This is a genomic window from Streptomyces sp. NPDC002776 (genome assembly GCF_053592195.1).
This window is the reverse complement of sequence record NZ_JBSFVG010000019.1, coordinates 37121-62123: the sequence shown is the minus strand read 5'-3', so window position 1 is coordinate 62123 and position 25003 is coordinate 37121. Positions and strand designations below refer to the sequence as shown.

Here is a 25003-nt window from a genome sequence, read left to right as displayed (position 1 = left end):
GTCAGGCGACGTCGCGCCGCCGGAAGCCGCTCAGCCCCGCCGCGATCAGCGCGGCGGCCAGCAGCACCAGCAACAGCAGCGGGGTCGCCCGGAAGTCCGCCGACGGCAGATCGGGAACATGGGTGAACGGGGACAGGTTCATGACCATCTGGTCGAGCTTGAGCACCTCACCGAACTGGCCGATGACCAGGACGACGGCCAGCACCGCCCACGCGACGGCCGTGTAGCGGGGCAGCAGCCCGAAGAGCAGCGCGCACAGACCGATCAGCGTCCATACGGCGGGCACCTGCGCCAGGGCGGCGCCCAGTACCCGGGGCACCTCACCGGCCACGTCACCGCTGTTGATGCCGTGTGCCAGGCCGGCCGAGAGTCCCGCCGAGGTGAGCATGACGACCGAGCCGAGCGCGGCGACGGTGAGATGACTGCCCGCCCAGCTCAGCCGGTTGACGGCCGTGCTCAGCACCGGGTCGATCCGGTGGGCGGACTCCTCGCCGGACAGCCGCAGCGCCGACTGGACGGCGTAGGCGCCGACGACGACGGCGATGAGCGAGGTGATGGTGGCCAGGAAGACGTCCACGATGCTGCCGCTGCCGCCGAGGTCGCGCAGCAGCTCGTCGATGTTCGGGTTGTCCTCGGCGACGTCGACCATGCCGTCCGCGACCCCGCCGAACGCGGCGCCGACGACCACGAAGGCGAGCGCCCAGCCCAGCATGGAACCGCGCTGGAGCCGCCAGGCGAGGGCGAAGGGGGAGCGCAGCGCGGGGGTCGCCTCGTTGGGCCCGAGCGAGGGCGGCAGCACACCGGCGCCGACGTCCCGCCGGCCGATGAGCACGCCGACCGCGGCGACGAGCACGGCGGCGGCTGCGACGAACAGCAGGGCCACCGCCCAGTTCTCGTCGGTGTACGGGCGCATCATCTGGGCCCAGCCGATAGGGGAGAGCCAGGTCAGCCACGACAGTCCGCCGTCGGAGGCGCTGGCCGCGTCACCCGTGGCGCGCAGCAGGTAGGCGAGGCCGAGGACGGTGGCCGCGATGCCGTTGGCGGAGCGCGCGTGGTCGGTGAGCTGGGCGGCGATCCCCGCCACGAGCGCGAAGAAGATGCCGACCCCGGCGCAGCCGAGCGCGAAGGCCCAGGAGCCCGTCGCGGGCAGATCGGTGTTCTGCAGGCCGAGTCCGAGGAGCAGCGCGATGACCAGGTTCATCCCGGTGACCAGCAGCAGCGAGCTGGCGAGCCAGGCCTTGCGGCCGAGGACCGCCGAACCGGCCAGTTCCGCGCGGCCGCTCTCCTCCTCGGCGCGGGTGTGCCGCACCACCATGAAGATGCTCATCAGGCCGATGATCGTGGCCATGAAGGCGACCAGCTGGTAGGCGTTGACCCCGCCGGTCGTGGTCAGGTCGAAGGCGCGGCCGCCGAGGGCGAGCATCGCCGGGTTGGTCTCGACCGTCTCGGCCAGCTTCTCCCGCTCCTCGGCCGTGCCGTACAGGTCGTTGTTGCTCTGGGCGGATGCCGTGGTGAACAGCACGATGCCCAGGATCCAGGCGGTGGCGCGGACCCGGTCGAGCCGGAGGGCGAGCCGCAGCAGCGTCCCGGTGCCTGCGTAGTCCCTCACCGCGCGGCCTCCGCCCGGTCGTCGGCGCCTTCGGCGCCTTCCTTGTCCTGCGCGGTGGTGTAGTGGCGCATGAACAGGTCCTCGAGCGTGGGCGGCCGGCTGACGAGACCCCGCAGGCCCAGGGTCGTCAGATGCTGTACGGCGGTGTTGAGGTCGCCGGCGTCCACGTCGAAGGTGACGGTGTGGCCGTCCTCGCTGCCGATCCGCACGTCATGCACGCCCGGGAGGCGGGAGAGGTCGCGGACGGGCTCGGTCAGTTCGGCGCGGATCGAGGTGCGGGTGAGGTGGCGCAGCTCGGTGAGGGTGCCGGACTCCACCGTACGGCCGCCGCGGATGATGCTGACCCGGTCGCACAGCCGCTCGACCTCGGACAGGATGTGGCTGGACAGCAGCACGGTCCGGCCCCGGCCGCGCTCCTCGTCGATGCAGTCCTGGAAGACGGATTCCATCAACGGGTCCAGGCCCGAGGTGGGTTCGTCGAAGATGAGCAGTTCGACGTCGGAGGCGAGGGCGGCCACCAGGGCGACCTTCTGCCGGTTGCCCTTGGAGTAGGCGCGGCCCTTCTTCTTCGGGTCCAGCTCGAACCGCTCGATCAGGTCGTCCCGGCGCTTCTTGGTCGCGCCGCCGCGCAGCCGCCCCAGCAGGTCGATGACCTCACCGCCGGAGAGGGTGGGCCAGAGCGTCACGTCACCGGGGACATAGGCGAGCCGCTTGTGCAGCTCCACGGCGTCCGCCCACGGATCTCCGCCGAGTAAGGACAGCCGGCCGCTGTCGGACCGCATGAGCCCCAGCAGGATGCGGATGGTCGTCGTCTTGCCGGAGCCGTTCGGGCCGAGGAATCCGTGCACCTCCCCGGCCTCCACGCTGAGGTCCAGCCCGTCAAGAGCCCGGACGGGGCCGAACGTCTTGACCAGTGAGGAGATTGAGATGGGTGGCGTCATGATTTTAAGAGTACTTGAACATTCGGAAATTTGGGAGAACTGGAAGAAGCCCGAATGGCCGGTTAAGGTGGCTGCAGGAGGTGCAGAACACGTGTCCACAGGCAGAGCAGAGTCAGCGGGCGATGCGTACACGGGACCGGAGGGGTCGGCCGGAGGCGAGAGCAGGGCCGTGGAGCGGCTCGCGAGCCGGTTCGCCGAGACGGGCCTGCCCCGTATGTCCGCACGCGTCTTCGCCGCTGTGCTGGTGTCCCCGAGCGGCGCGCTCACGGCGGCCGAGATCGGCCAGTTTCTTTCCATCAGCTCCGGCACCGTCTCCACGGCCCTGCAGAGCCTCGTCCGGATCGGCCTGATCAACCGGGAGAACCAGCCCGGCTCCCGCCGGGACCTCTACCGAGTGCGGGAGGACCCCTGGCCCGACGTCTTCGCCATCCGCAGCCTGTGGCTGAGGGAGTTCGCGAAGGGGGCCATGGAGGACATGGAACTGCTCGACGAGGCCAACACCGGTGGCCGCGCGCGCCTGATGGACATGCGGGACTTCGGGCTCTTCGTCATGCCCAAGCTGGAACAGATCGTCGCCGACTGGCGCGAGCACCGGGCCTCCGGCGCCTCCGACGTCCCGTCCGACGATGCCGGAGGCGCCCCCGCCTGACCAGCCCGTTAGGGGGAGGGGGCGACTCGCAGGGCGGGTCCGCGTGCGAACTCCCGCCACGCGATGTCCTGCCCGGCGTCGAGCGCGTCCAGCGCCTCCTGCCACTCCCGCAGGTCCCGGGGGGAGACCCACAGGTCGAGACCGCCCTTCACGAAAGGCGTCTCGACGACGAGGTCACCGGTCAGGACGCCGTCCGGGGCGCCCCCGCGGAGTCCGTGCCGGTGATCCTCAGGACGACGCTGTTCCCGCCGCCCTCCAGCCGTACCAGGTCCACCGGCCGGTCCGTCATGGATGCTCCCCCGTTCGCTCAACTGGCCGAAGAGTAGCCCGCGTCAGGAGGCGAAAGGTGTCAGGGGACCGGAGGCATGTCGATCGGGCGGGAGTCCAGGCCCGTGCGGTGCTTGACCCAGGAACCGCGGGTGAAGTCGGGGACCGCCACCAGACGGCCGCCCGCCGCGAGGGACTTGACGCTCAGCGGGATCGGGGAGCACCAGACCGCGCCGTCGTAGACGTCCATGTCGGGGACCAGCCCGGCGCGCATCAGCTGAACGGTGCGCCACTGCAGGACGTAGTCCATGCCGCCGTGGCCGCCGTTGTTGGCCGCGTCGTCGCCGATCTTCAGCCACAGCCAGTGGTCGAACTCCTTGCGGTAGGCGTCGAACGCCCGCCAGGTGTGGCCGCTGTGGTCGGGTTCGAGATAGATCCGGCCGCCGCCCGCGGACGTCACGCCCGCGTAGTCCTCGAAGATGCCCCGGCTGCCGGCGAGCGAGTTGATACGGCTGTACGGCCGCGGTGAGCTCACCTCGTGCTCGGCGCGGATCACCCGGCCCTCGGCGGTGTCGATCAGGCAGGTGACGAGGTCACCGTTGATGTACGTCTCCTTCCAGCTCGGGTGGGATTTGGGGATGAAGCGCTCGCGGTAGTCGGCCAGCCCCCGGGGCTCGGTCGCGGTGGCCCGCAGCGTCGTCATGCGGTCGCCGCGGTTGATGTCCATCGCCGCCGCGATCGGGGCCAGGCCGTGCATGGCGTAGAAGGACGCGGTGCTGCGGGTGTGCCACAGCCGCCGCCAGGAGTCGGTGTAGTAGGTGTCCGAGAACAGCAGGGCCCGCAGGTCGTGCAGATAGCCGCCGTGACCGTTGGTCACCTCGCCGAACAGGCCGTCGTGGGCCATCTTCAGCATCGCCAGCTCGTTGCGGCCGTAGGAGCAGTTCTCGGAGAGGATCAGATGGCGGCGGGTGCGCTCGCTGGTGTCCACGAGGTCCCACAGTTCGTCCAGCTCGGTGGCGATGGGCAGTTCGACCAGCGCGTGCTTGCCGGCGAGCAGGGCGGCGCGGCCCTGCTCGTGGTGGAACTCCCAGGGCGTCGCGATGTACACGAGGTCGATGTCGTCGCGGCGCAGCATGCGCGCGTAGGCGTCGGCCGAGCCGCCGTACTCGGCGGGGCGGGGGCGGCCCTCGGCGACGAGCCGGTCGGCGGTGCGTCTGGCGCGGTCGGCGCGGATGTCGCACACGGCCGTCACCGTGCAGCCCGGGACCGCGGCCCAGCCCGAGGACATCCCGTGGCCCCGGTTCCCGAGACCGATCAGACCGACGCGGACGGTCGGGTACGCGCCGAACGGCACGTCGATCATCGATTTCTGCCCCGGGCGCCGCGACGGGGTCACGTCGGCGGTCGGGGCCGTGGGGGCGGCGGAGGCCTGGGTGCCGAGTCCGGCGACGACGGCTCCGGAGGCCAGGGCCCCGCCCATGAGGGTACGGCGTGAGACAGCAGGGATTTCAGGCATGGCGCGGATCGCTCCCTTATGCGTGGCGGCCGGCTGCTCTTGCTGCCGCATGACTTTGTCCACGCGAGCGCCCTGTGTCAATAGGTGCTTGAAAAGAAGGTGTTGCGAGCAGAAACGAGCATGCGGTTCTCAAGTGGCCAAAGTCCGCCGGTCCATGGGCAACGCGAAGGCCCCGCCGCCGGTCGGTGTCGGTGACCGGTGAACGGGGCCTTTCCGCGGGCCGGTTGGGCCCGGCGTGCGGTGGTCAGCGGGCGAGTACGTCCCTGATCCGGCCGTGGATCACGTGCCGCGCGTCCTCGGGAAGCGCGCCGAGGTCCGTGTTCTCGACGGCGTGCAGGACCGTTTCGACGTCGGTGTCGCAGGGCGTGGTCGCGGTGAGGAACTCGTAGCCGTCGCGGACGGCGACGCGCAGGCGCCTGGTGCCGCCGGGCTCCGCGTGCACCGCGGTGGCGACGACGAACGGCGGCGGGCCGCCCGGGTCGCCCTCCTGCTTCAGGTAGCCGCTGACCAGCGGGGTGCGCCAGGTGATGCCGAGCAGGACGGGGCGCTTGGCCAGGAGTTCGGTCAGGTCGGTCTCGTAGACGCCCGTCGTGTCCAGGACCGTCGCGCGGGTGTCCAGGACGAGCGCGGCGGGGAGCAGGCAACGCAGGGTGCTGCCCACGATGTTGCCGCCGACCGTGGCCGCGCGGCGCACGGCGCCGGTGCCTATGCCGCCGGCCGCCCGGCGCAGCACCTCCGGCACCCGGTCGTCGATCCGCTGGAGCACCACGGCCGAGCCCAGGGCCTCGGGCCCGAGGGCGTTCGCCTCCGGCAGGTTGCGCAGGGACATGGCCCGGTCGGGGAAGCCGTCGCGCTGGAAGGACGCCCAGACGAGCGTCGCCCCGCCGATCGGCAACGCCCCCTTGGCAAGGTGCTGTTGGACCTCGGACACGGATGTGGGCAGATGCAACAACACGGAGCGGCCTGCTTTCGCGACGGGTCTGTGGTGAACGCGTACCGCATTCTCCCCGCCGGGCAGGGGGCGCATGCAGGGTTCACCGGGTCACTCCGCGCACCCCTGATGCTGGACTTTCTGTATAGCATCTGGACGTGTAGTCTAGGCGCAGGCTGACGGACAGGGAGTGAGCGATGGCGGGTGAACCGGGCCTGGAAGCCGAGCGGGACGCGATCATCTCGGCGCTGACGCCGGTCGTGGACGGGCTCGTGGCGACCTTCGGGCCGCTGTGCGAGGTGGTGCTGCACGACTACCGCCGGCCCGAGCGATCCGTCGTCGCGGTCGCCGGTTCCGTGACCGGGCGGACCGTCGGCGGGGCGATGAGCGAGATCGGCATGCGGATCGTCGCCCGCGGCGCCGAGGCGGACGACGACCTGAACTACGTCACCCGCACCCGGACCGGGAAGCTGGTCAAGGCGTCCACCATGGTGCTGCGGGACTCCACCGGCGAGGTCTTCGGCGCCCTGTGCGTCAACCTCGACGTCACCGCCGTCAACGAGGCCCACGCCCTGCTCGGCGCCCTCGCCGGCATCGGCCGGGACAGCGCCGAGGCACCGGTCACCACCTTCGGCAACGACATCGACTCCGTCGTCGACGCCATCCTCGACGCCCACCAGCTCCGCCAGAACCGCGGCTGGGCGGAGCTGGACCGCACCCAGCGCCTGGAACTCTTCCGCGGCCTCGACGGCCGCGGCGTCTTCGCCGTGCGGCGCGCCGTCGAGCAGGTCGCCGCCCGGCTCGGCATCTCCCGCGCCTCCGCCTACCACTACCTCGCCCAGGCACGCGCCGCGACCGGCCCGGCTTCCGACCCCGATGGAGGACCCGCGTGACCAGCACCCCGCCCCTCACCCCCGACGACGTCCGGGACGCGGCCGCACGCCTCAAGGGCGTCGCCCACCGCACGCCGGTGCTGCGCTCGCGCACCCTCGACGGCCTCGTCGGCGCCGAGGTCTTCCTCAAGTGCGAGAACTTCCAGCGCGTGGGCGCCTTCAAGTTCCGCGGCGCCTACAACGCCGCCTCCCGGCTGACGCCGGACCAGCTCACCCGGGGCATCGCCACCTACTCCTCCGGCAACCACGCCCAGGCCGTCGCCCTCGCCGCCCGGGAACTGGGCACCACCGCCGTCATCGTCATGCCCGAGGACGCCCCGCCCGCCAAGCGGCGGGCCACCGAGGGCTACGGCGCCGAGATCGTCACCTACGACCGCTACACCGGCGACCGGGTCGCCCTCGCCGAGGCCCTGGCCGCCGAGCGGGGCCTCACCGTCATCCCGCCCTACGAACACCCCCACGTCATGGCCGGGCAGGGCACGGCCGCGCTGGAACTCCTCGAAGAGGTGGGGCCGTTGGACGCGCTGCTGACCCCGGTCGGCGGCGGCGGACTCATCGCGGGGAGCGGCACCGTCGCCAAGGCGCTGTACCCGCGGCTGCGGCTGATCGGCGTCGAGCCCGAGGCCGGGGACGACACCAAGCGGTCCCTGGAGGCCGGCCGGCGCATCGAGATCCCGGTGCCCAGAACCATCGCCGACGGCCAGGCCCTGCACACACCGGGCGAACTCACCTTCTCCGTCAACCGACGGCTCGTCGACGCCATCGCCCTGGTCGGCGACGACGAGATCCGGGACGCGATGCGCTTCGCCTTCGAGCGCCTGAAGATCGTCGTCGAACCGAGCGGCGCCACCCCCCTGGCGGCACTCCTCTCCGGCCGCGCGGGCGCGCTGCCGCCCCGGGTCGGAGTCATCGTCTCCGGGGGCAACGTCGACGCCGAGCGGTTCGCCCGGCTGTGCGCGCCCGCCGGCTGACACCCGGGCCGCGCGACCGCCGTGCCGCCGTCACCCGCATGGCGGCGCCGACTGGACAGGCGGACGATGGAGGGGTGGGGTCCGGCCCCCGCCGGGGCCGCTCGGCAGCGGCCGGGAGACGGAGACCGGCCCCGGCCGTACCGACGCGGCCGGAAGGAGATCCGTGATGATCGAAGTGAAGACGCTCGACAAGCCGGACGAGCGGCGCGATTTCCCCAGGGGACACCTGGAGGCCGTCCACCTGACCGGGCTCGACTTCGCCGTGGGCACCTTCGAGCCCGGCTGGCGCTGGTCGGAGTCCGTGGCCCCGATCGCGGGCACCGAGAGCTGCGAGGTCCACCACAACGGCTACGTCGTCCAGGGCCGTCTGCACGTCACGATGGACGACGGCGGCGAGGCCGAGGTCGGCCCGGGCGATGTCTTCGTGGTCCCGCCGGGCCACGACGCCTGGGTCGTGGGCGATGAACAGGTCGTCGTGTACGACTTCGCGGGCACCATGGCCACGGAGTACGCGAAGGCCAAGGAGTAGCGAGGAGGAGCGACGCTCAGACGGTGACGACGATCTTCGCGCGCGCGTGCTCCACCTCCAGGTGGCGAATCGCCTCGGCCGCCGCACTGAGCGGATACGTCCGCTCGACGACCGGCGCGATCCGCCCGGCCTCGGCCAGCTCCTTGAGGGCCGCGAGGTTCTCCCTGCTCTGGCGGGCGGGGAGTTCGAGCAGCCGCTGCCGTGTGAAGGGCGCCGCCAGCCGCCGCTTGAGGAACAGTCCCATGGGGCCGACGATGCTGCCGCCCTCGTAGAATCCGCCGCCGGACAGCACCAGGGTGCCGGTCGGGGTGAGCGCGCGCCGCAACGCCCGCAGTGAGTGGTTGCCGACCAGGTCCAGTACCACGTCGTAGCGCCGGCTCGTGCGGGTGAAGTCCTCGCGTGCGTAGTCGATGACATGGTCCGCGCCCAGTGAGCGGGCCATGTCCGCGTTGCGCGCGCTGCACACCGCGGTCACCTCCGCGCCGTACGCCTTGCCGAGCTGCACGGCGAAGGTGCCGACGCCGCCCGAGGCGCCGTTGACCAGCAGCGTCTGCCCCTGCCGCACACCGCCCACGTCCCGGACGCCGATCAGGGCCGTGTTCCCGGCGAGGGGTATCGCGGCGGCCTGCTCGAAGGTGAGGTGGGACGGCTTCGGGCCCACCGCGTCACCCGGCGCGCACACATACTCGGCGAAGGCGCCGTCGGCCTCGCCGAACACCTCGTCACCGGGCCCGAGACCGGTGATCCCGTCGCCCACCGCCGCCACCCGGCCCGCGAAGTCCCGGCCCCTGACCCGCGCCTTGGGTCCGCGCAGCCCCATCACCGCGCGCGCCACCTTCGGGTCGCCGTGCATGAAATGCCAGTCGTAGGCGTTGACCGACGCGGCGTGCACCCGCACCAGCACCTCGCCGGGTCCCGGCACCGGCCGTTCGATGTCCCGGAACTCCAGCACGTCCGCCGGGCCGTACCGGTCCTGCACCACTGCCTTCATGATCTCCCCCTTCACCGCTTTCGAGACTACGGATCCGGGCCGGTCAGGGACATCAGGGACGAACCCTGATTCGTCCCGGGGAGCGGAGCCCACGACCACCACCGAAGGTTCCGTCGCCCCGGTCACACCGGCAGCAGCCGGGACACCAGGTCGCTGAGCTGGCGGGCGTTGCGGCACTCGTGCATCTCCACCAGCTCGGCGTAGTCCGGCGCGGCGGAGTCGCCCGTGCCCCAGCTCGTGGTCTGCTCCGGGTTCAACCAGTAGACGCGGCGGGCCCTTTCGCTGATGAGCCGGACGGCCGCGAGGTTCGGGTCGCTCATATTGGTGCGCGCGTCGCCGAGCACGAACACCGTGGTGCGCGGGCCGACCGCGTCACCGTACCGCTCGGCGAACTCGCCCAGCGCCACGCCGTAGTCGCTGCTGCCGTGCCAGCCGGTCAGGGTGGCCTCGGTCCGGATGCGGTCGCCCAGACCCTCCGGGTCGGCCGTGCCGTGCACGAGCAGGCCGGTCACCTCGTCGATGCGGTTGACGAACGCGAACACCCGCACCTTGCTGAACTGGTCGTGCAGCGCCTGCACCAGCAGCATGGTGAAGTCCGAGAAGCCGGACACCGAGCCCGACACATCGCACAGCAGCACCAGTTCGGGCCGCACCGGCCGCCGCCTGCGCAGCACCGGCTTCATCGGCACCCCGCCCGTCGACAGCGAGCCGCGCAGGGTCCGCCGTAGATCGATCGCACCGCGCGCGGCCCGGCGCCGGCGGGCCGCCAGCCGGGTGGCCAGCTTGCGGGCGAGCGGCTGAACGGCCCTGCGCAGCTCGGCCAGTTGAGCCTTCCCCGCGAAGAGGAAGTCTACCCGGTCGGCGCTCGGCGCCACCGCCCGCCGGGCGATCTCGTCCCGGCCGCGCCGCTCCGCCACCCGGCGCCGCGCCTCCGCGGTGACCAGAGCCCGGAACCCCTCGATGCGCCGCCGGATCTCGTCCTCCAGCAGCCGGTCGGCGAACCCCGGAGCGCCGCCCCGCGCCCGCACGTCGTCGCGGACCCGGGCGAGCAGCGTCTGCGGGCGGAGCCGGTCGAGGGTCTGGTACGACGACCAGCCGTCCGACCCCGGGGAGGAGCCGTATCCGCCGAAGCCGTCGACCGCCTCCACCGCCAGCCGGCCCATCAGCGCCCGGTCGTTCGCCGCCAGCGCCGCCGCCAGCCGGTCGCGCAGGTCCTCCCGCCCCGCCGCCTCCTGCTCCGGCGCGCCGACGCCCCGCGGGAAGTACAGGTCGAAGACCGGGTCGAACACCGGCCGTTGGGCCGTACCGTGCAACAAGGTCGCCGCCAGGCCCTCGCGCAGCCGCTCCCGGTCCGTCAGGCCGAGCGCCGCCACCGCCTGCGCCGCGTCCACGGTCTCGCCGGTGCCGATCCGGATGCCGTGCGCGCGCAGGGCGGCCACCAGCGACGTCAGCCGCTCGGCGACCCCAGCGGGGGTGGTCACAGGGCGTCCAGGTCGAGCTTGGCGGTGGCCTTCAGCACGTCCTCCTGGTGCTTGAGGAGGACGCCGAGACTGTCCCGTACGACGGTCTCGTCCAGGGTGTCGGCGCCGAGCGCGAGCAGGGTCCGGGCCCAGTCGATGGTCTCGGCGACCGACGGCAGCTTCCGCAGGTCCATGGCGCGCAGCGCACCCACCACCCGTACCACCGAGCGGGCCAGCGCCTCGTCGAGCTCGGGCACCTTCAGCCGGACGATCCGGCGCTCCAACTCCTCGTCGGGGAAGCCGATGTGGAGGAAGAGGCAGCGGCGGCGCAGCGCCTCGGACAGTTCGCGGCTGGCGTTGGAGGTGAGGACGACGAAGGGGCGGCGGGTGGCGGTGACGGTGCCGAGTTCGGGGACCGTGACCTGGAAGTCGCTGAGCACCTCCAGCAGCAGGCCCTCCACCTCGACGTCCGCCTTGTCCGTCTCGTCGATCAGCAGCACCTTGGGGTCGTCGCCGCGGATCGCCGTGAGCAGCGGACGGGGGAGCAGGAACTCCTCGCTGAAGATGTCCGTGCGCGCCTCGTCCCAGGTCTCGTCACGGCCCGCGCTGATGCGCAGCAACTGCTTGGCGTGGTTCCACTCGTACAGCGCGCGGGACTCGTCCACGCCCTCGTAGCACTGGAGCCGGACGAGCCGGGCCCCGGCGACCTGGGCGACGGCCTTGGCGAGCTCCGTCTTGCCGACCCCGGCGGGGCCCTCGACCAGCAGGGGCTTGCCGAGGCGGTCGGCGAGGAAGACGGTCGTGGCGACCGCGGGCGAGGCGAGGTAGCCGGTCTCGGCCAGCCGCGCGGCGACGTCGTCGACGGAAGTGAACAACGGGGCCTCCAGGTCGGATACTGCCACCTATCTAAGCGCTTGTTCACCTCCTGTGTCACGGCGTCGAGGGCGCTCGCCGCCAGAACGCGCCGAGCCCCCCGCCATCCGTCACCCCACCGCGACCGCCGCCACCGCCGGAGTACGCAGCACCCGGCGGGTCGTCACCAGGCTGGTGCCCAGGGTCGTCGCGGCTGCTACGGCGATGACCGCGGCGGCGACGCCGTAGAACTCGGTGGGCAGGAGCCGGTCGGAGCGGACCAGGGTGAAGGGGATGATGCCCGCCAGCGCCGCCAGCGTCCCGCACACCACTCCGGTCAGCGTGAGGATCAGTCCCTCGGCGCCCACCATCCCCAGCACCTGGCCGGGCGTCGCCCCCGCCAGCCGCTGCTGGCCGAACTCCCGGACCCGGTACGTGGTCGCCGCGTACAGCGAGTTGACCAGCATCACGCAGACGAAGACCACGATGATGCCGACGACCGTGTAGTTGAGCGTCTCCAGGTTCTTCGCGTCGACCGACTTCACCGCGCCCGAGGCCGCGAGGGCGTCGCTCTCCACGGCCTGCGCGGTGAGCGTGGCCGTGGACACCGCCGTGAAGAGGATCAGCGACATCAGCGTGCCCGCCAGGTCGGCCAACCGCCGGCGCAGATTCCGCACCGCCAGCCAGCTGCTCGCACCCCGCGGCGCCAGCCGGTCCAGCACGCCCCCGAGCAGCCGGGGCGCCCGCAGCGCGAACCCCACCGACAGCAGGATCGCCCCGTACACGGCCGGCGCCATCAGCGCCTCGTCCGTCGCCGAGAAGGCGAAGGTGGCGCTCGCCGACAGGGCACCGGCCGCGAGCGCCGCGTACCCGAGATACGTCCGCCCCCTGCCCGGCCGTCGCGACCCGCGCGTGGCCCGCCGTACGGCGAGGAACGCCGCGCCCGCCGACGCGAGCAGCGTGATGCCGACGCCTGTCACGAGCGCGACCGGGCCGAAGACGTGGCCGACGGAACCGGCCACCTGGCCACTGTCCTGGAAGACGGCCAGCAGCGCCCGCCCGCCGAGCATCGCCGCGCCGACCGCCGGTACCGCGCCCACCAGCGCCACCGCCACCGCCTCACCCACCACCATCCGCCGGAGCTGCCCCGGCGTCGCCCCCGAGCAGCGCAGCAGTTCCAGCTCCGCCGTCCGCTGACGGACGTTGACCGTCAGCGTCGAGGCCACGGCGAAGAACACCAGCAGGCTGCCGTAGCCGCCGACGACACTCGCCGCCGTCGTCAGCGTCTCCGCGCTCGTCGCGTCGACGCCGTCCCGCGCCGCGGTGTCGTGCAGGGAGTTGAACGTCATGATGATCGCCGCGCCCAGGAAGGCGGCGAGCAGCGTCGCCAGGAACCGTCCGGGCCGCTGCCGGATCGACCGCATCGCCAGCAGGAACATCGCTCACACCTCCGTCGCCACGGCGTCGCCCAGGTGCGCGAGGCGCTCGGCCACCGCGTCCGGGGTCGGCGCGTCCATCCGGCCCGCGAGCCGCCCGTCCGCCAGGAACAGCACGGAGTCGGCGTAGGAGGCGGCGACCGGGTCGTGCGTCACCATCACCACCGTCCGCCCGTGCCCCCGCACCGCGTGCTGGAGCAGCGTGAGGACCTCCCGCGCGCTGCGCGTGTCCAGGGCGCCGGTCGGCTCGTCCGCGAAGATCACCCGAGGTTCGGTGACCAGCGCCCGGGCGATCGCGACACGCTGTCGCTGGCCGCCGGAGAGCTGGTCGGGACGGTGGCCGAGCCGGTCGCCGAGACCGACCGAGGCCAGCACCTCCCGGACCCGCCGCTTGTCCACCCGCCGCCCGGCCAGCTTCAGCGGCAGCACCGTGTTCTGCGCGACGGTCAGCGTCTCCAGCAGGTTGTACTGCTGGAACACGAACCCGATCCGGCCGCGCCGGAACTTCGTCAGCGCCGTCTCGTCGCCGCCCGTCAGCTCGGTGCCGTCCACCCGCACGATCCCGCTGTCCGGCCGGTCCAGACCCGCCGCGCAGTGCAGCAACGTCGTCTTGCCGGAGCCGGAAGGACCCATCACCGCGGTGAAGGTGCCGCTCCCGAGCCCCAAGGTGACCTCGCGCAAGGCGGTCACCGCGCTGTCGTCCGTGCCGTAGGTCCTGGTGACCTTGACCAGCCGCAGCGCCTCGGCGGCGGGTCCCTCGTCGTGCGCGGGTGTGCCCGTGCGGAACATCGTCATCACTCCCCGGTGGGGCACTCCCTGTGCCCCCCACCACGAAGCTACGGAGACGGCGGGCTCGGCACATGGGGTGCAGAACCCGTATCGGGGGGTGTACTCAGTGACACCACGGCCCCGTCTCCAGGGCAGTGGCCCGCCGAGGTGACACACCGGTGACAACCGTCACGGGACTGGTGCGGCGAGCCGACTTCCCGGCCGTCACCCGCGGCGGTACAGGTACCCCATGACGGTCGACGGGGGACGCCGCCACTCGTGGTGGCAGGGATTGCGGGAGTCGGTCGAGGGGGCGGACACCGATCTGCGGCCCGAGGGACTGATGCACATCGTGCCGGCCGGACTCGGCCCGGCCTACATGAAGTTCGGGGACCTGTACCCCGAACAGCAGCTGCAACTGCAGCTCTTGTACGGCGCCTCGCAGCGCGCCTTCGAGCGCACCACGCGCGTCGCGGCGCGGGTCGCCGTGCGGCGCGTCCTCCACAACGCGCTGAGCGATCCACGCCTCGAGGACGCCAAGCCGAACGACCACCTGGCCGAGTACCTCGACGAGGAGGTCGCCGACCTGCGGGGACGACTCGCCCAGGACAGCGCGATCGCGGTCAGTCGCGGCCTCAACGTCGGCCTGACGCTCGGCTCCGCCGCCAGCCTGGTGCTGCTCGTCGTACCGCTGCTCTGGGGTGCCGGACTGCTCCAGGCCCTGGGGGTGACGCTCAACTGCACCAACCGCTGGCAGCTGCTGGGCGCGTTCGTGTGCGGCGGGGTCGGGGCGCTCGGCGCGGTGCTGAGTGTGCTGGTCCGACTGCGGGGACACACCGAACAGTTGACGCAGCGTCAGAACGGTGCCCAGGACGGTCTGGTCGTGCCCGGCCAGATGGCCCGCAGGATGCGCCACGAGGGCGTGTACCGGGTGGTCGTCGGCTGGATCCTCGCCCTCGCGGTGTACTTCCTGCTCAGCGGCGGCCTCGTGCCCGTCTTCGAGGTCCCGGCCACGGCGGCCGAGATCTGCCCGTCCGCCGCCACGCCCGGCTCTCCCACGAAGGGCACGGACTTCTGGGGGTTCTGGTGCGCGATAGGTTTCGTCGCCGGGTTCAACGAGCGCTGGGCCTTCGGCATCCTGGCCCGCGAGTCGACCCGCAAGCCGAAGAACGCCTGAGTACGGGGGCGGGGATGCGCGGGGGTTGGGGCACCGGTGCGCGACCGGCGCCCCGAGGGCGTACGGCATCTTCCCCGCCCGGCGATCGACCGCTCCGACGTCAGGGCGAGCGGACGCGTCAGCGCCGCGGACTCGGCGACCGTGCGCCACGACGCCCCCCCACCCGCAGCCCACCTGGCCGACCGGCTCCGGCCGCCGCTACGCGCTTGCGTGTCCGGCGGCACGGCGGGTGGCCGGGCCCGTGCCACCGGCGGCCCCTGGCCAGTCCGCGCACCTGCACTTGCTCGGGTCGCCGCGCGTCGTGTGGCCGGGTCCGTGTCACGGGCGGCCGTCGGCCGTTGCGCGCTGGCCTGCGCGCTTGCGTGGTCCGGCGGCACGGCGGGTGGCTGGATCCCTGTCACACCGCGGCCCCCGGCCACTCCCCGCTGACCTGCACCTTTCCCTGGCTCCCCGTACGTCGTGTGGCCGGGCCCGTCCGGGGAACCCGGGCGCCATGGACGATCAGGCCCGCACCCGTAAGTCGCACTGGATCGAGACGGCGCCGCCCGGCGACCTCGCGCCCCCGCCGGACGGTGACCTCACCGTCGAGGTGGCCGTCGTGGGCGCGGGTATCGCCGGGATCAGTACGGCCTGGGAGCTGGCCCGGCGGGGCCACGGCGTCGCCCTGCTGGAGGCGGACCGGATCGCCACCGGCGTCACCGGGCACACCACGGCCAAGATGAGCGCCCAGCACACCCTGATCTACGACCGGCTCCGCCGTACCCGCGGCCGGGACGGGGCACGGCTGTACGCGGCCTCCCAGATGGACGCGATCCGGCACGCCGCCGAAACCGCTGAGGCGCTCGGCGTGGACTGCGACTGGGAGACCACGGCGGCCTACACCTGGGCCGAGAACGCCGACCGCACCGAGGAACTGCGGGCCGAGGCCGCCGCCGCCCGGGAGGCGGGGCTGCCCGCGCAGTACGTGACCGAGACGGACCTGCCGTTCCCGGTCGCGGGGGCCGTTCGGGTGGAGGAACAGGCCCAGTTCCACCCGCGCAAATACCTGCTGGCGCTGGTCGACGACCTGCAGCGGCTGGGCGGTCGCGTGTACGAGCACACCCGTGTGGTCGGCCTCTCCGAGGGCGAACGCTGTGTGCTCACGACCGAGGACGGCGTGAAGGTGACGGCGCGGTCCGTCGTGGTCGCCACCCACTATCCGATCTTCGACCGGGCGCTGCTGTTCACCCGCCTCACGCCCCGCCGGGAACTCGTCGTCACCGCTCCCGTCGACGCCGCCACGGCTCCGACCGGCATGTACATCACCCCCGAGCAGAACACCCGCTCCGTCCGCACGGCGCCCTACGGCGACGGCAGGCGCCTGCTCCTCGTCACCGGGGAACACTTCACCCCCGGCGCCGGCGGCGATGTCGAGGCCCGCTTCGAGACCCTCTCCGCCTGGGCCCGGGAACGCTTCGGTGACCTCGACTTCACCCACCGCTGGGCCACGCAGGACAACGACCCCACCGACTCCGTACCGCTCGTCGGCCCCCTGCACCCCGGGAGCAAGCACGTCTACGTGGCCACCGGCTTCGGCGGCTGGGGAATGGCGAGCGGGATCATGTCGGGCCGCCTGCTGTGCGATCTGATCACCGGCCGGGACAACGCGTGGAGCGACCTGTACGACCCGCGCCGGGTGGCGCCCGTCCTGCGGGAGGGGATGGACTTCCTCAAGCACCAGGCCGACGTGGCACGGCACTTCGTCGGTGACCGGCTCCAGCACCTGCCGGGCCCCTCGGCCACGTCGGTGGACGAGATCGCCCCCGGGGACGGCGCCATCGTCCATGTGTCGGGCAAGCGCTGCGCCGTCCACCGCGACGAGGACGGCAAGGTGCACGCCGTCTCCGCCAAGTGCACGCACATGGGCTGTCTCGTGGCGTTCAACCGCGCGGAGCAGGCCTGGGAATGCCCGTGCCACGGCTCCCGTTTCGCCCCGGACGGCCGGGTGGTCCAGGGGCCCGCGGTGCGGCCCCTGGAGCAACGGGACATCTGAGCCGCCCCCTCAGCCGACCAGGATCACCTCCAGGGTGCGCGGCCCGTGCACCCCCTCGACCCGGTCCAGTTCGATGTCGCTGGTCGCCGAAGGGCCGGAGATCCAGGTCAACGGGCGGACGGGGTCGAGCCGTTCGAGGGCCTGCGGCACGGAGGAGACGACCTGGTCCGGCACCCGTACGACGCAGATGTGATGGTCGGGGACGAGCGTGATGCGGCGACGGCCCTGGTCGGGGCCGCCGTCGAGGACGATGGTGCCGGTCTCGGCGACGGCCACCGCGCACGCCGTGATCACACTGTCGACGCGGTCCAGCTCGTGCGGGGTGCTCTCGATCCGGTCCGGGACCTGCTCTGCATCGGCCACCGCGAGCCACGACGACTCCAGACCGGGCGGCACGAGCACCGTCCTCGCCCCCCGCGCGGCCAGCAGCCCGGCGAGCGTCGCCGGCAGGTCATCGGGGGAGCAACGGTGCACGATCGCCCGGTAGTCGGCCAGGTTCTCGGCCAACAAATCCACCGTCTCCTCCGCGCCCCGCTCCCCGTGCTGCCGCAGATACCCGCGCTCGACCGGCGTGTCCTCGTCCGGTCCTACGTCGGCCAGCGCGCGCCGCACCCGCCCGAGGATCCGTTCCCTGCTGCTCACTTGGCGTCGTCCTTTCCGCCGTGCGTCCGCTGCCACCAGTCCCGGAACGGCTCCCGGGGCACCGCGGGCAGTTCCCGGGTGCCGCTCCACGCCTTCCCGGGCCCCGGCAGGCTGCGGGGATGCAGGCGCCGGGTGCGGGAGGCGAGCCGCTGCCCGGTGCGCAGGGCGGCCGGGTAGGTGAACGCCCAGCGGGCCGCCCGCATCGCCGCCCGTTCCGCCGCGTGTCCCTTGGCGGGCTTGAGCACGACCTTGTTGCCGCCCCGGGTCACCGGCCCGCCCTGCACGACCCGTTCCCGCAGGTGCACCAGCACCTCGGGGATGTCGATGGCCACGGGGCACACCTCGTAGCAGGCGCCGCACAGGGAGGAGGCGTACGGCAGGGAGGCGTCGATCTCGCTTGCCGTGCCCCGCAGTTGGGGGCTGAGGATGGCGCCGATCGGGCCCGGGTAGACCGAGCCGTACGCGTGGCCGCCGGCCCGCTCGTACACCGGGCAGACATTGAGGCAGGCGGAGCAGCGGATGCAGCGCAGGGCCTGGCGGCCGACCTCGTCGGCGAGGGTGTCGGTGCGGCCGTTGTCGAGGAGGACGAGATGAAAGTTCCGGGGCCCGTCCGCCGTCTCGGAGTCCGTCGTACCGGTCCACATGCTCGTGTACGGGTTCATGCGCTCGGCGGTGGAGGAGCGGGGGAGGGTCTGCAGGAACACCTCCAGGTCCTGCCAGGACGGCACGACCTTCTCGATGCCGACGACCGAGATCAGTGTCTCGGGCAGGGTCAGGCACATCCGGCCGTTGCCCTCGGACTCCACGACCACCATGGTGCCGGTCTCGGCGACCATGAAGTTGGCGCCCGAGATGCCGACCTTGGCGCGCAGGAACTTCTCCCGCAGATGCACCCGGGCGGCCTCGGCGAGTGCGGCCGGGGTGTCGGTGAGCCCTTCGGGGGCCGGACGGCCCCACTCGCTCATCTCCCGGGCGAAGATGTCCCGGATCTCGCCGCGGTTGCGGTGGATCGCCGGGACCAGGATGTGGGAGGGCCGGTCCTTGCCCAACTGCACGATCAGTTCGGCGAGATCGGTCTCGTAGGCGCGGATGCCCTCCGCCTCCAGCGCCTCGTTCAGCCCGATCTCCTGCGTGGCCATCGACTTGACCTTGACGACCTCCGACTCGCCGGTGGCCTTGACGAGGTCGGTGACGATCCGGTTGGCCTCGTCGGCGTCGGCGGCCCAGTGCACGGTGCCGCCCGCGGCGGTCACCGACTCCTCCAACTGCACCAGGTAGCGGTCCAGATGGCGCAGCGCACGGTCCTTGATCCGCGCGCCCGCGTCGCGCAGCGCGTCCCAGTCGGACACCTCCGCCACGGCCGCGGCCCGCTTGCCGCGGATGGTGTGCGTGGCGTGGCGGAGATTGCCGCGCAAAGTCTGGTCGTGCACGGCCTCGTGCGCGGCCTTCGGGAAGGCCGGCATCCCTACGAACGTCCCGCTCATACGGCCGGTTCCTCCTCCGTGCTCGCCAGGATCTCGGCGATGTGGACGGGCCGCATCCCCGTCCTGAGCCGGGCCATGGTGCCGCCGATGTGCATCAGACACGAGTTGTCGGCCGAGCAGAGCACGTCCGCGCCCGTGGACTCGGCGTTGCGTACCTTGTCCGCGCCCATCGCCGCCGAGACATCGGAGTTCTTCACGGCGAAGGTGCCGCCGAAACCGCAGCACTCGTCGGCGCCCGGCAGCTCGACCAGCTCAAGTCCCTTCACCGCCCGCAGCAGCCGCTGGGGCTTGTCACCGAGCCCCAGCCCGCGCAGCCCGTGGCAGGCCGGGTGGTAGGTCACCGTGTGCGGGTAGTACGCCCCGACGTCCGTCACCCCCAGCACGTCCACCAGGAACTCCGTCAGCTCGTACGTCTTCGGCACCACGGGCGCGAGGGTGGCGGCGAGCGCGTCCCCGCGCCCCTCCGCCCGCGCCCGCTCGCCCATCCGCGGGTACAGCTCGCGCACCATCGCCCCGCACGACCCGGAAGGCGTCACGATCGCCTCGTACTCCCCGAAGACATCGGAGAAATGCCGGGCCAGTGGCTCCGCGCCATGCCGGTAGCCGGTGTTGTAGTGCGCCTGCCCGCAGCAGGTCTGCGCCATCGGGAAGTCGACCTCGACACCCAGCCTGGTCAGCAGCTTCACCACGGCGCGCCCGGTGTCCGGATAGAGCGTGTCGTTGACACAGGTCAGGAACAGAGCGACACGCATCGCGGCTCCTTGTCGTCGATCATCGGATGAGTGCAGGGTAGTGCGGGGCAGCGGCCCGGGGGAGTCCCGCTCATCCGCGGGCGAACCGGGCCTCGGCCTCGCGCCACCGGGCGGTGTCGCCCCGTGGCTCGTAGCGGGTCAACGGCTGGGTACGGGTGAGCAGTTGCCGCCCGTCCATGAGATCCCGGACCAGGCCGTGCGGGCGGGCCTGGACCAGGACGTTGCCGAGGGCCGCGGCTTCCGTCGGCCCCGCCACCACCGGCAGCCCGCAGGCGTCGGCGGTGAGCTGGCACAGCAGGGCGTTGCGGGTGCCGCCCCCGACGACGTACACGACGTCGACCGGCCGGTCGGCCAACCGCTGGGCGTCCGCGACGGCCCTGCGGTGGGCGAGGGCGAGCGAGTCGAGGATGCAGCGCGTGACCTCGGCGGGCGACTCGGGCACCGGCTGCCCGGAGGCCCGGCACGCCTCGGCGATCCGCTGCGGCATCCGCCCCGGCGCGAGGAACGCCGCGTCGCCCGCGTCCACCACCGACCGCAGCGCCGGTGCCTTGGCCGCCCTGAGCAGCAGCCCGCCCAGATCCGGCTCGTCCCACACGCGCAGGCACTCCTGGAGCAGCCACAGGCCCATGATGTTGCGCAGGTAGCGGACCGTGCCGTCCAGCCCCAGCTCGTTGGTGAAGTTGGCGGCCCGGCTCTCCTCGGTCAGCACCGGCGCGTCCAGCTCCAGACCGGCCAGCGACCAGGTCCCCGTGCAGATGTACGCGAAGTGCTCACCGGCGCCGGCCGGGACCGCGGCCACCGCGGAGGCGGTGTCGTGCGAGCCGACGGCGGTCACCGGCACGGGTCCGGTGAGCCCGGTGTCGTCCAGGACCTCGGGCCGCAGCAGACCGGCCGGCTCCCCGGGCTGCCGCAACGGCGCGAACAGGTCCAGGTCGACGCCGAGCCGGGCGGCGACATCGGTGGCCCACCGCCGGGTCCGCGGGTCGATCAGCTGGGTGGTCGAGGCGTTGGTCAGCTCGGTGCCCTGCTCGCCGGTGAGCCAGTACGTCAGCAGGTCGGGGATGAGCAACAGGCGCCGGGCACGGGCGAGTTGGTCCGTGCCGCGGGCGGCCATGAGCTGGTACAGGGTGTTGAAGGGCGCGTACTGCAGCCCGGTCGCCCCGTACAGCTCCTCGGCGGGCACGGTCGCCCACACCTTCTCCGCGACCCCGTCCGTACGGGAGTCGCGGTAGTGGACGGGGTTGCCGAGCAGCGCCCCGTCGGCGTCCAGCAGGCCGTAGTCGACGGCCCAGCTGTCGATGCCGACGGAGTCGACCTGCCCGGCGGCCCGCAGGCCGTCCAGCACCCCCGCGTACAGCCCGAGCACGTCCCAGCGCAGCCCCTCCGGAACGCGCACCGGCCGGTTCACGAACCGGTGCGCCTCCGCCAGCTCCAGACTGTCGGGCCCCACGCGGCCGACCATGACCCGTCCGCTGGACGCGCCGAGGTCGACCGCGGCGTACGACTTCACGGACCCGCTCACCGCAGGAAGGCGGCCGCGACGCCGGCGTCGACCGGGACGTGCAGTCCCGTGGTGTGCGTCAGCTCCCCGCCGGTGAGGGCGAAGACGGCGTTGGCGACATGCGCGGGCAGCACCTCCCGCTTGAGGATGGTCCGCTGGGCGTAGAACTCGCCCAGCTTGTCCTCCTCCACCCCGTACACGGCGGCCCGCTGGGCGCCCCAGCCACCGGCGAAGATCCCCGAGCCGCGCACGACGCCGTCCGGGTTGACGCCGTTGACGCGGATGCCGTGCTCGCCCAGCTCGGCGGCCAGCAGCCGCACCTGGTGGGCCTGGTCGGCCTTGGTGGCGGAGTAGGCGATGTTGTTCGGGCCGGCGAAGACGGCGTTCTTGGAGGCGATGTACACGATGTCACCGCCCAGACCCTGGGCGATCATCACCCGCGCCGCCTCCCTCGACACGAGGAAGGAACCGCGCGCCATGATGTCGTGCTGCAGGTCCCAGTCCTTGGCCGACGTCTCCAGCAGCGGCTTGGAGATGGAGATCCCGGCGTTGTTCACGACGAGGTCGACCCCGCCGAAGGCGAGCACGGCGGCCTCGAAGGCGTCGGCGATCTGCTCCTCGGAGGTGACGTCCACCGTCACCGCGACCGCCTTGTCGGGCCCGCCCAGCTCCTCGGCGACGGCGGCGGCGTTCTCGGCGTCGAGATCGGCGACGACCACACAAGCACCTTCGGCGACCAGCCGCTGGGCGATGGCCTTGCCGATCCCGCTGCCGGCGCCGGTCACCAGCGCGACCCGGGTGGCGAGCGGCTTGGGCTTCGGCATCCGCTGGAGCTTGGCCTCCTCCAGGGCCCAGTACTCGATGCGGAACTTCTCGGACTCCTCGATGGGCGCGTACGTCGAGACGGCCTCGGCGCCGCGCATCACGTTGATGGCGTTGACGTAGAACTCGCCCGCGACCCGGGCGGTCTGCTTGTCCTTGCCGAAGGAGAACATGCCGACGCCGGGGACCAGCACGATCGCCGGGTCCGCCCCGCGCATCGCGGGGGAGTCGGGCAGGGCGTGCCGCTGGTAGTAGGCGGCGTACTCCTCGCGGTAGGCGGCGTGCAGCTCCTTCAGCCGCGCCACGACGTCCTGAAGCGGCGCCGTGGGCGGCAGGTCCAGCACCAGCGGCCGCACCTTGGTGCGCAGGAAGTGGTCGGGGCACGAGGTGCCGAGGGCGGCGAGCCGGGGGTGCTCGGCGCGGGCGAGGAAGTCGAGGACGGCGTCGGAGTCGTCGAAGTGCCCGACCTGCGCCCGGTCCTGGGAGGCGACGGCACGCACGTGCGGCGCCAGAGCCGCGGCCCGCTCCCGCCGCTCGCCCTCGCCGAGGGCCTCGTACCCCTCGATGACGGGACCGAAGGGATCGGCCTTCCCCTTCTCCGCAAGGAACGCCTCGGCGGTGCGGATGATGTGCAGCGAATTGCGCTCGCACTCCTCGGAGGTGTCACCCCAGGCGGTGATCCCGTGCCCGCCGAGCACGCACCCGATGGCCTGGGGGTTGGCCTTCTTCACCGCGGCGATGTCGAGCCCGAGCTGGAACCCGGGGCGCCGCCACGGCACCCACACCACGGTGTCGCCGAAGCACTCGGCGGTCAGCTTCTCGCCGTCGGCGGCACAGGCGAGCGCGATACCGGAGTCGGGGTGCAGATGATCGACATGGGCGGCCTCGACGAGCCCGTGCATGGCGGTGTCGATGGAGGGCGCGGCACCCCCCTTGCCGTGCAGGCAGTAGTCGAACGCGGCGACCATCTCGTCCTCGCGCTCCACACCCGGGTAGACGTCGACGAGCGCCCGCATCCGGTCCAGCCGCAGCACCGCCAGCCCCGCCTCGGTGAGCGTCCCGAGATCACCACCGGACCCCTTGACCCACATCAGCTCGACATCACCCCCCGTGACGGGATCGGTGCCGGCGCCCTTGGCGGAGGCATTGCCGCCGGCGTAGTTGGTGTTACGGGGATCAGAACCGAGCCGACGGGACCGGGCGAGGAGAGCGGCGGCTTCGGGATGGATAGCCATGGAAAATTTCCTTACTTCTTGAAAAAGGGCGAGTGCACTTCCCAAGGGGCGCGGGGCAGTGCCGATTTGCGGCTCCGCCGCGTGGGCGCGACCAGCCACACACCACGCGCACCCCGCATACGACAGATCAGGGCAGACGCTCACGCCCCCCAACCGGCCTGCTCCCCACCGACTCGCTCAGCAACGATCTTCTCGGCCCACCCGGACCGCGCATACGCGGCAAGGGGCTCAGGATCCAGCCCCATCTCCTCCCGCACCTCCCGCAGCAGCGGCCGCACATCGGTGTTGTACGCGTCCATCACCACGGCATTCGCGGCCAGCACGTCCCCGGCGGCCTGCGCCTCGGAAAGAGAGACGCGATCCACCAGGAGCGCCTTCGCCGTGGCCTCCTGCACGTTCATCACCGACCGGATGATCGCCGGGATCTTCGCCTCGATGTTGTGGCACTGATCGAGCATGAACGCGACCTCGGGGCTGAAGCCCCCGCCGCGGATCACCTCGTACATGATCCGGAACAGCTGGAAGGGGTCCGCCGCGCCCACCATCAGGTCGTCGTCGGCGTAGAAGCGCGAGTTGAAGTCGAACCCGCCGAGCTTCCCCTCCCGCAGCAGCGTGGCGACGATGAACTCGATATTGGTGCCGGGCGCATGGTGCCCGGTGTCGACGACGACCTGGGCCTTCGGCCCGAGCTTGAGGCAGTGCGCGTACGCCGTCCCCCAGTCTGGGACGTCCGTCGTGTAGAAGGCGGGCTCGAAGAACTTGTACTCCAGCAGCATCCGCTGCCCGTCCCCGAGCCGCTCGTAGACCTCGGCGAGACCCTCGGCCAGGCGGTCCTGGCGCCCGCGGATGTCGTCCTGCCCGGGATAATTCGTCCCGTCGGCGAACCACAGCTTCAGGTCGGTGGAGCCGGTCGCGTCCATGATGTCGACGCACTCCAGCAGGTGGTCGACGGCCTTGCGGCGCACCGCCGCCTCGGGGTGGCAGATGCTGCCGAGCTTGTAGTCGTCGTCCTGGAACGTGTTGGAGTTGATCGCACCCAGCTTCACCCCCCGTTCCTCGGCGAACTTGGCGAGAGCCGCGTAGTCCTCGACCTTGTCCCAGGGGATGTGCAGGGCCACCGTCGGCGCCACCCCCGTGAACGTGTGGACCTGCGCCGCGTCCTCCAGCTTCTCCTGGGGTGTCCGTGGCACCCCCGGTTGCGCGAACACCTTGAACCGGGTCCCGGAGTTCCCGTACGCCCACGACGGCGTCTCGACGGCCTGGGTCTTGAGCGCGGCCTTCACCGCGGCGAGGTCGGTCACTTCGGGCTCCTGTGACGTCGGGGCGGAAAGTCTTCAGAAACGCATCACTGTGAAACGATTCAAGACGGGAAGCTATGAGCCCCCCGAAGGGGTGTCAAGCCCCAGGCTCAAGCCTGTTGCTCGTGACCCGGCCGTGACCTTCGTTCATCGAAACTTTTTCGACACGGACCCATTGACGTGACATGCGTCGCATGCCTAACGTCCCGGCAATCAAGTTGAAACCTTTCACGACGTCGCGAGGGCC

Annotated in this window: 22 protein-coding genes; 6 read left to right on the top strand and 16 right to left on the bottom strand. The window is 72.1% G+C overall.

The annotated features are described in order from the left end of the window. Position 1: 1 nt before the first annotated feature. Positions 2-1609, bottom strand: coding sequence for an ABC transporter permease (locus tag ACWD11_RS30020; protein WP_451286734.1), 1608 nt, complete (start codon positions 1607-1609; stop codon positions 2-4). After that, positions 1606-2550: an ATP-binding cassette domain-containing protein gene (locus ACWD11_RS30015; protein ID WP_451286732.1), complete on the bottom strand. Its 945-nt coding sequence runs from the start codon at positions 2548-2550 to the stop codon at positions 1606-1608. Before ACWD11_RS30015 ends, ACWD11_RS30020 begins: the two co-directional genes overlap by 4 nt. A 91-nt stretch (positions 2551-2641) precedes the next feature. Here ACWD11_RS30015 and ACWD11_RS30010 point away from each other — a divergent pair, with 91 nt between their 5' ends. Continuing rightward, on the top strand, positions 2642-3199 hold the full coding sequence (locus ACWD11_RS30010) for a GbsR/MarR family transcriptional regulator (protein ID WP_451286730.1): 558 nt from the start codon (positions 2642-2644) through the stop codon (positions 3197-3199). Positions 3200-3207: 8 nt separating this feature from the next. Here ACWD11_RS30010 and ACWD11_RS30005 read toward each other — a convergent pair whose 3' ends face one another. From ACWD11_RS30005 to ACWD11_RS29995, 3 genes are all read right to left on the bottom strand, one after another. Further along, positions 3208-3351, bottom strand: a complete 144-nt coding sequence (locus ACWD11_RS30005) for a DUF5959 family protein (protein WP_451286728.1) — start codon at positions 3349-3351, stop codon at positions 3208-3210. Positions 3352-3548: 197 nt separating this feature from the next. Next, entirely contained in the window at positions 3549-4982 is a 1434-nt protein-coding gene (locus tag ACWD11_RS30000) for a Gfo/Idh/MocA family protein (protein WP_451286726.1), read from the bottom strand. 244 nt (positions 4983-5226) lie between these two features. Continuing rightward, positions 5227-5937, bottom strand: a complete 711-nt coding sequence (locus ACWD11_RS29995) for an FAD binding domain-containing protein (RefSeq protein ID WP_451286724.1) — start codon at positions 5935-5937, stop codon at positions 5227-5229. A 173-nt stretch (positions 5938-6110) separates the two neighbouring features. On the opposite strand from ACWD11_RS29995, the gene ACWD11_RS29990 reads away from it, so the two are divergent. The 3 genes from ACWD11_RS29990 to ACWD11_RS29980 all read left to right on the top strand — a co-directional run bounded on the left by ACWD11_RS29990 (position 6111) and on the right by ACWD11_RS29980 (position 8306). Continuing rightward, the gene (locus ACWD11_RS29990) at positions 6111-6806 is read left to right on the top strand and encodes a helix-turn-helix transcriptional regulator (RefSeq protein ID WP_451286722.1); all 696 of its coding nucleotides are present in this window, start codon (positions 6111-6113) and stop codon (positions 6804-6806) included. Then, positions 6803-7777: a pyridoxal-phosphate dependent enzyme gene (locus tag ACWD11_RS29985; protein ID WP_389417029.1), complete on the top strand. Its 975-nt coding sequence runs from the start codon at positions 6803-6805 to the stop codon at positions 7775-7777. Before ACWD11_RS29990 ends, ACWD11_RS29985 begins: the two co-directional genes overlap by 4 nt. A gap of 166 nt (positions 7778-7943) precedes the next feature. Beyond that, positions 7944-8306 (top strand): cupin domain-containing protein, encoded by a 363-nt coding sequence (locus tag ACWD11_RS29980; RefSeq protein WP_250076540.1) that lies wholly within the window; start codon positions 7944-7946, stop codon positions 8304-8306. 16 nt (positions 8307-8322) lie between these two features. On the opposite strand, the gene ACWD11_RS29975 is transcribed toward ACWD11_RS29980, so the two are convergent. The 5 genes from ACWD11_RS29975 to ACWD11_RS29955 all read right to left on the bottom strand — a co-directional run bounded on the left by ACWD11_RS29975 (position 8323) and on the right by ACWD11_RS29955 (position 13840). Beyond that, positions 8323-9297: an NAD(P)-dependent alcohol dehydrogenase gene (locus tag ACWD11_RS29975; RefSeq protein ID WP_389417030.1), complete on the bottom strand. Its 975-nt coding sequence runs from the start codon at positions 9295-9297 to the stop codon at positions 8323-8325. 122 nt (positions 9298-9419) lie between these two features. Further along, positions 9420-10778 carry a vWA domain-containing protein gene (locus ACWD11_RS29970; RefSeq protein WP_451286719.1) on the bottom strand — a complete coding sequence of 453 codons (1359 nt, stop codon included), beginning with the start codon at positions 10776-10778 and terminating at the stop codon, positions 9420-9422. Then, positions 10775-11632: an AAA family ATPase gene (locus ACWD11_RS29965; RefSeq protein ID WP_451286717.1), complete on the bottom strand. Its 858-nt coding sequence runs from the start codon at positions 11630-11632 to the stop codon at positions 10775-10777. The genes ACWD11_RS29970 and ACWD11_RS29965 overlap by 4 nt, the downstream gene beginning before the upstream one ends. A 108-nt stretch (positions 11633-11740) precedes the next feature. Next, positions 11741-13048, bottom strand: coding sequence for an FtsX-like permease family protein (locus tag ACWD11_RS29960; protein ID WP_451286715.1), 1308 nt, complete (start codon positions 13046-13048; stop codon positions 11741-11743). Between the two features lie 3 nt (positions 13049-13051). After that, on the bottom strand, positions 13052-13840 hold the full coding sequence (locus ACWD11_RS29955) for an ABC transporter ATP-binding protein (protein WP_451286714.1): 789 nt from the start codon (positions 13838-13840) through the stop codon (positions 13052-13054). Between the two features lie 223 nt (positions 13841-14063). Here ACWD11_RS29955 and ACWD11_RS29950 point away from each other — a divergent pair, with 223 nt between their 5' ends. Both ACWD11_RS29950 and ACWD11_RS29945 read left to right on the top strand, forming a co-directional pair. After that, the gene (locus ACWD11_RS29950; protein ID WP_451286712.1) at positions 14064-14990 is read left to right on the top strand and encodes a hypothetical protein; all 927 of its coding nucleotides are present in this window, start codon (positions 14064-14066) and stop codon (positions 14988-14990) included. A 493-nt stretch (positions 14991-15483) separates the two neighbouring features. After that, complete coding sequence (locus ACWD11_RS29945; protein WP_451286710.1) at positions 15484-17022, top strand: FAD-dependent oxidoreductase; 1539 nt, start codon at positions 15484-15486, stop codon at positions 17020-17022. 9 nt (positions 17023-17031) lie between these two features. Here the strand turns inward: ACWD11_RS29945 and ACWD11_RS29940 are convergent, their stop codons facing one another. The 6 genes from ACWD11_RS29940 to rhaI all read right to left on the bottom strand — a co-directional run bounded on the left by ACWD11_RS29940 (position 17032) and on the right by rhaI (position 24759). Beyond that, the gene (locus ACWD11_RS29940; RefSeq protein WP_389417037.1) at positions 17032-17664 is read right to left on the bottom strand and encodes a LutC/YkgG family protein; all 633 of its coding nucleotides are present in this window, start codon (positions 17662-17664) and stop codon (positions 17032-17034) included. Then, on the bottom strand, positions 17661-19148 hold the full coding sequence (locus tag ACWD11_RS29935; RefSeq protein WP_451286708.1) for a LutB/LldF family L-lactate oxidation iron-sulfur protein: 1488 nt from the start codon (positions 19146-19148) through the stop codon (positions 17661-17663). The genes ACWD11_RS29940 and ACWD11_RS29935 overlap by 4 nt, the downstream gene beginning before the upstream one ends. Further along, positions 19145-19900 carry a (Fe-S)-binding protein gene (locus ACWD11_RS29930; RefSeq protein ID WP_389417039.1) on the bottom strand — a complete coding sequence of 252 codons (756 nt, stop codon included), beginning with the start codon at positions 19898-19900 and terminating at the stop codon, positions 19145-19147. The genes ACWD11_RS29935 and ACWD11_RS29930 overlap by 4 nt, the downstream gene beginning before the upstream one ends. Before the next feature lie 70 nt (positions 19901-19970). Then, positions 19971-21422, bottom strand: coding sequence for a rhamnulokinase (locus ACWD11_RS29925; protein ID WP_451286706.1), 1452 nt, complete (start codon positions 21420-21422; stop codon positions 19971-19973). Beyond that, the gene (locus ACWD11_RS29920; RefSeq protein WP_389417041.1) at positions 21419-23458 is read right to left on the bottom strand and encodes a bifunctional aldolase/short-chain dehydrogenase; all 2040 of its coding nucleotides are present in this window, start codon (positions 23456-23458) and stop codon (positions 21419-21421) included. Before ACWD11_RS29920 ends, ACWD11_RS29925 begins: the two co-directional genes overlap by 4 nt. 140 nt (positions 23459-23598) lie before the next feature. After that, on the bottom strand, positions 23599-24759 hold the full coding sequence (rhaI, locus tag ACWD11_RS29915; protein WP_451286704.1) for an L-rhamnose isomerase: 1161 nt from the start codon (positions 24757-24759) through the stop codon (positions 23599-23601). Between the last annotated feature and the right edge of the window lie 244 nt (positions 24760-25003).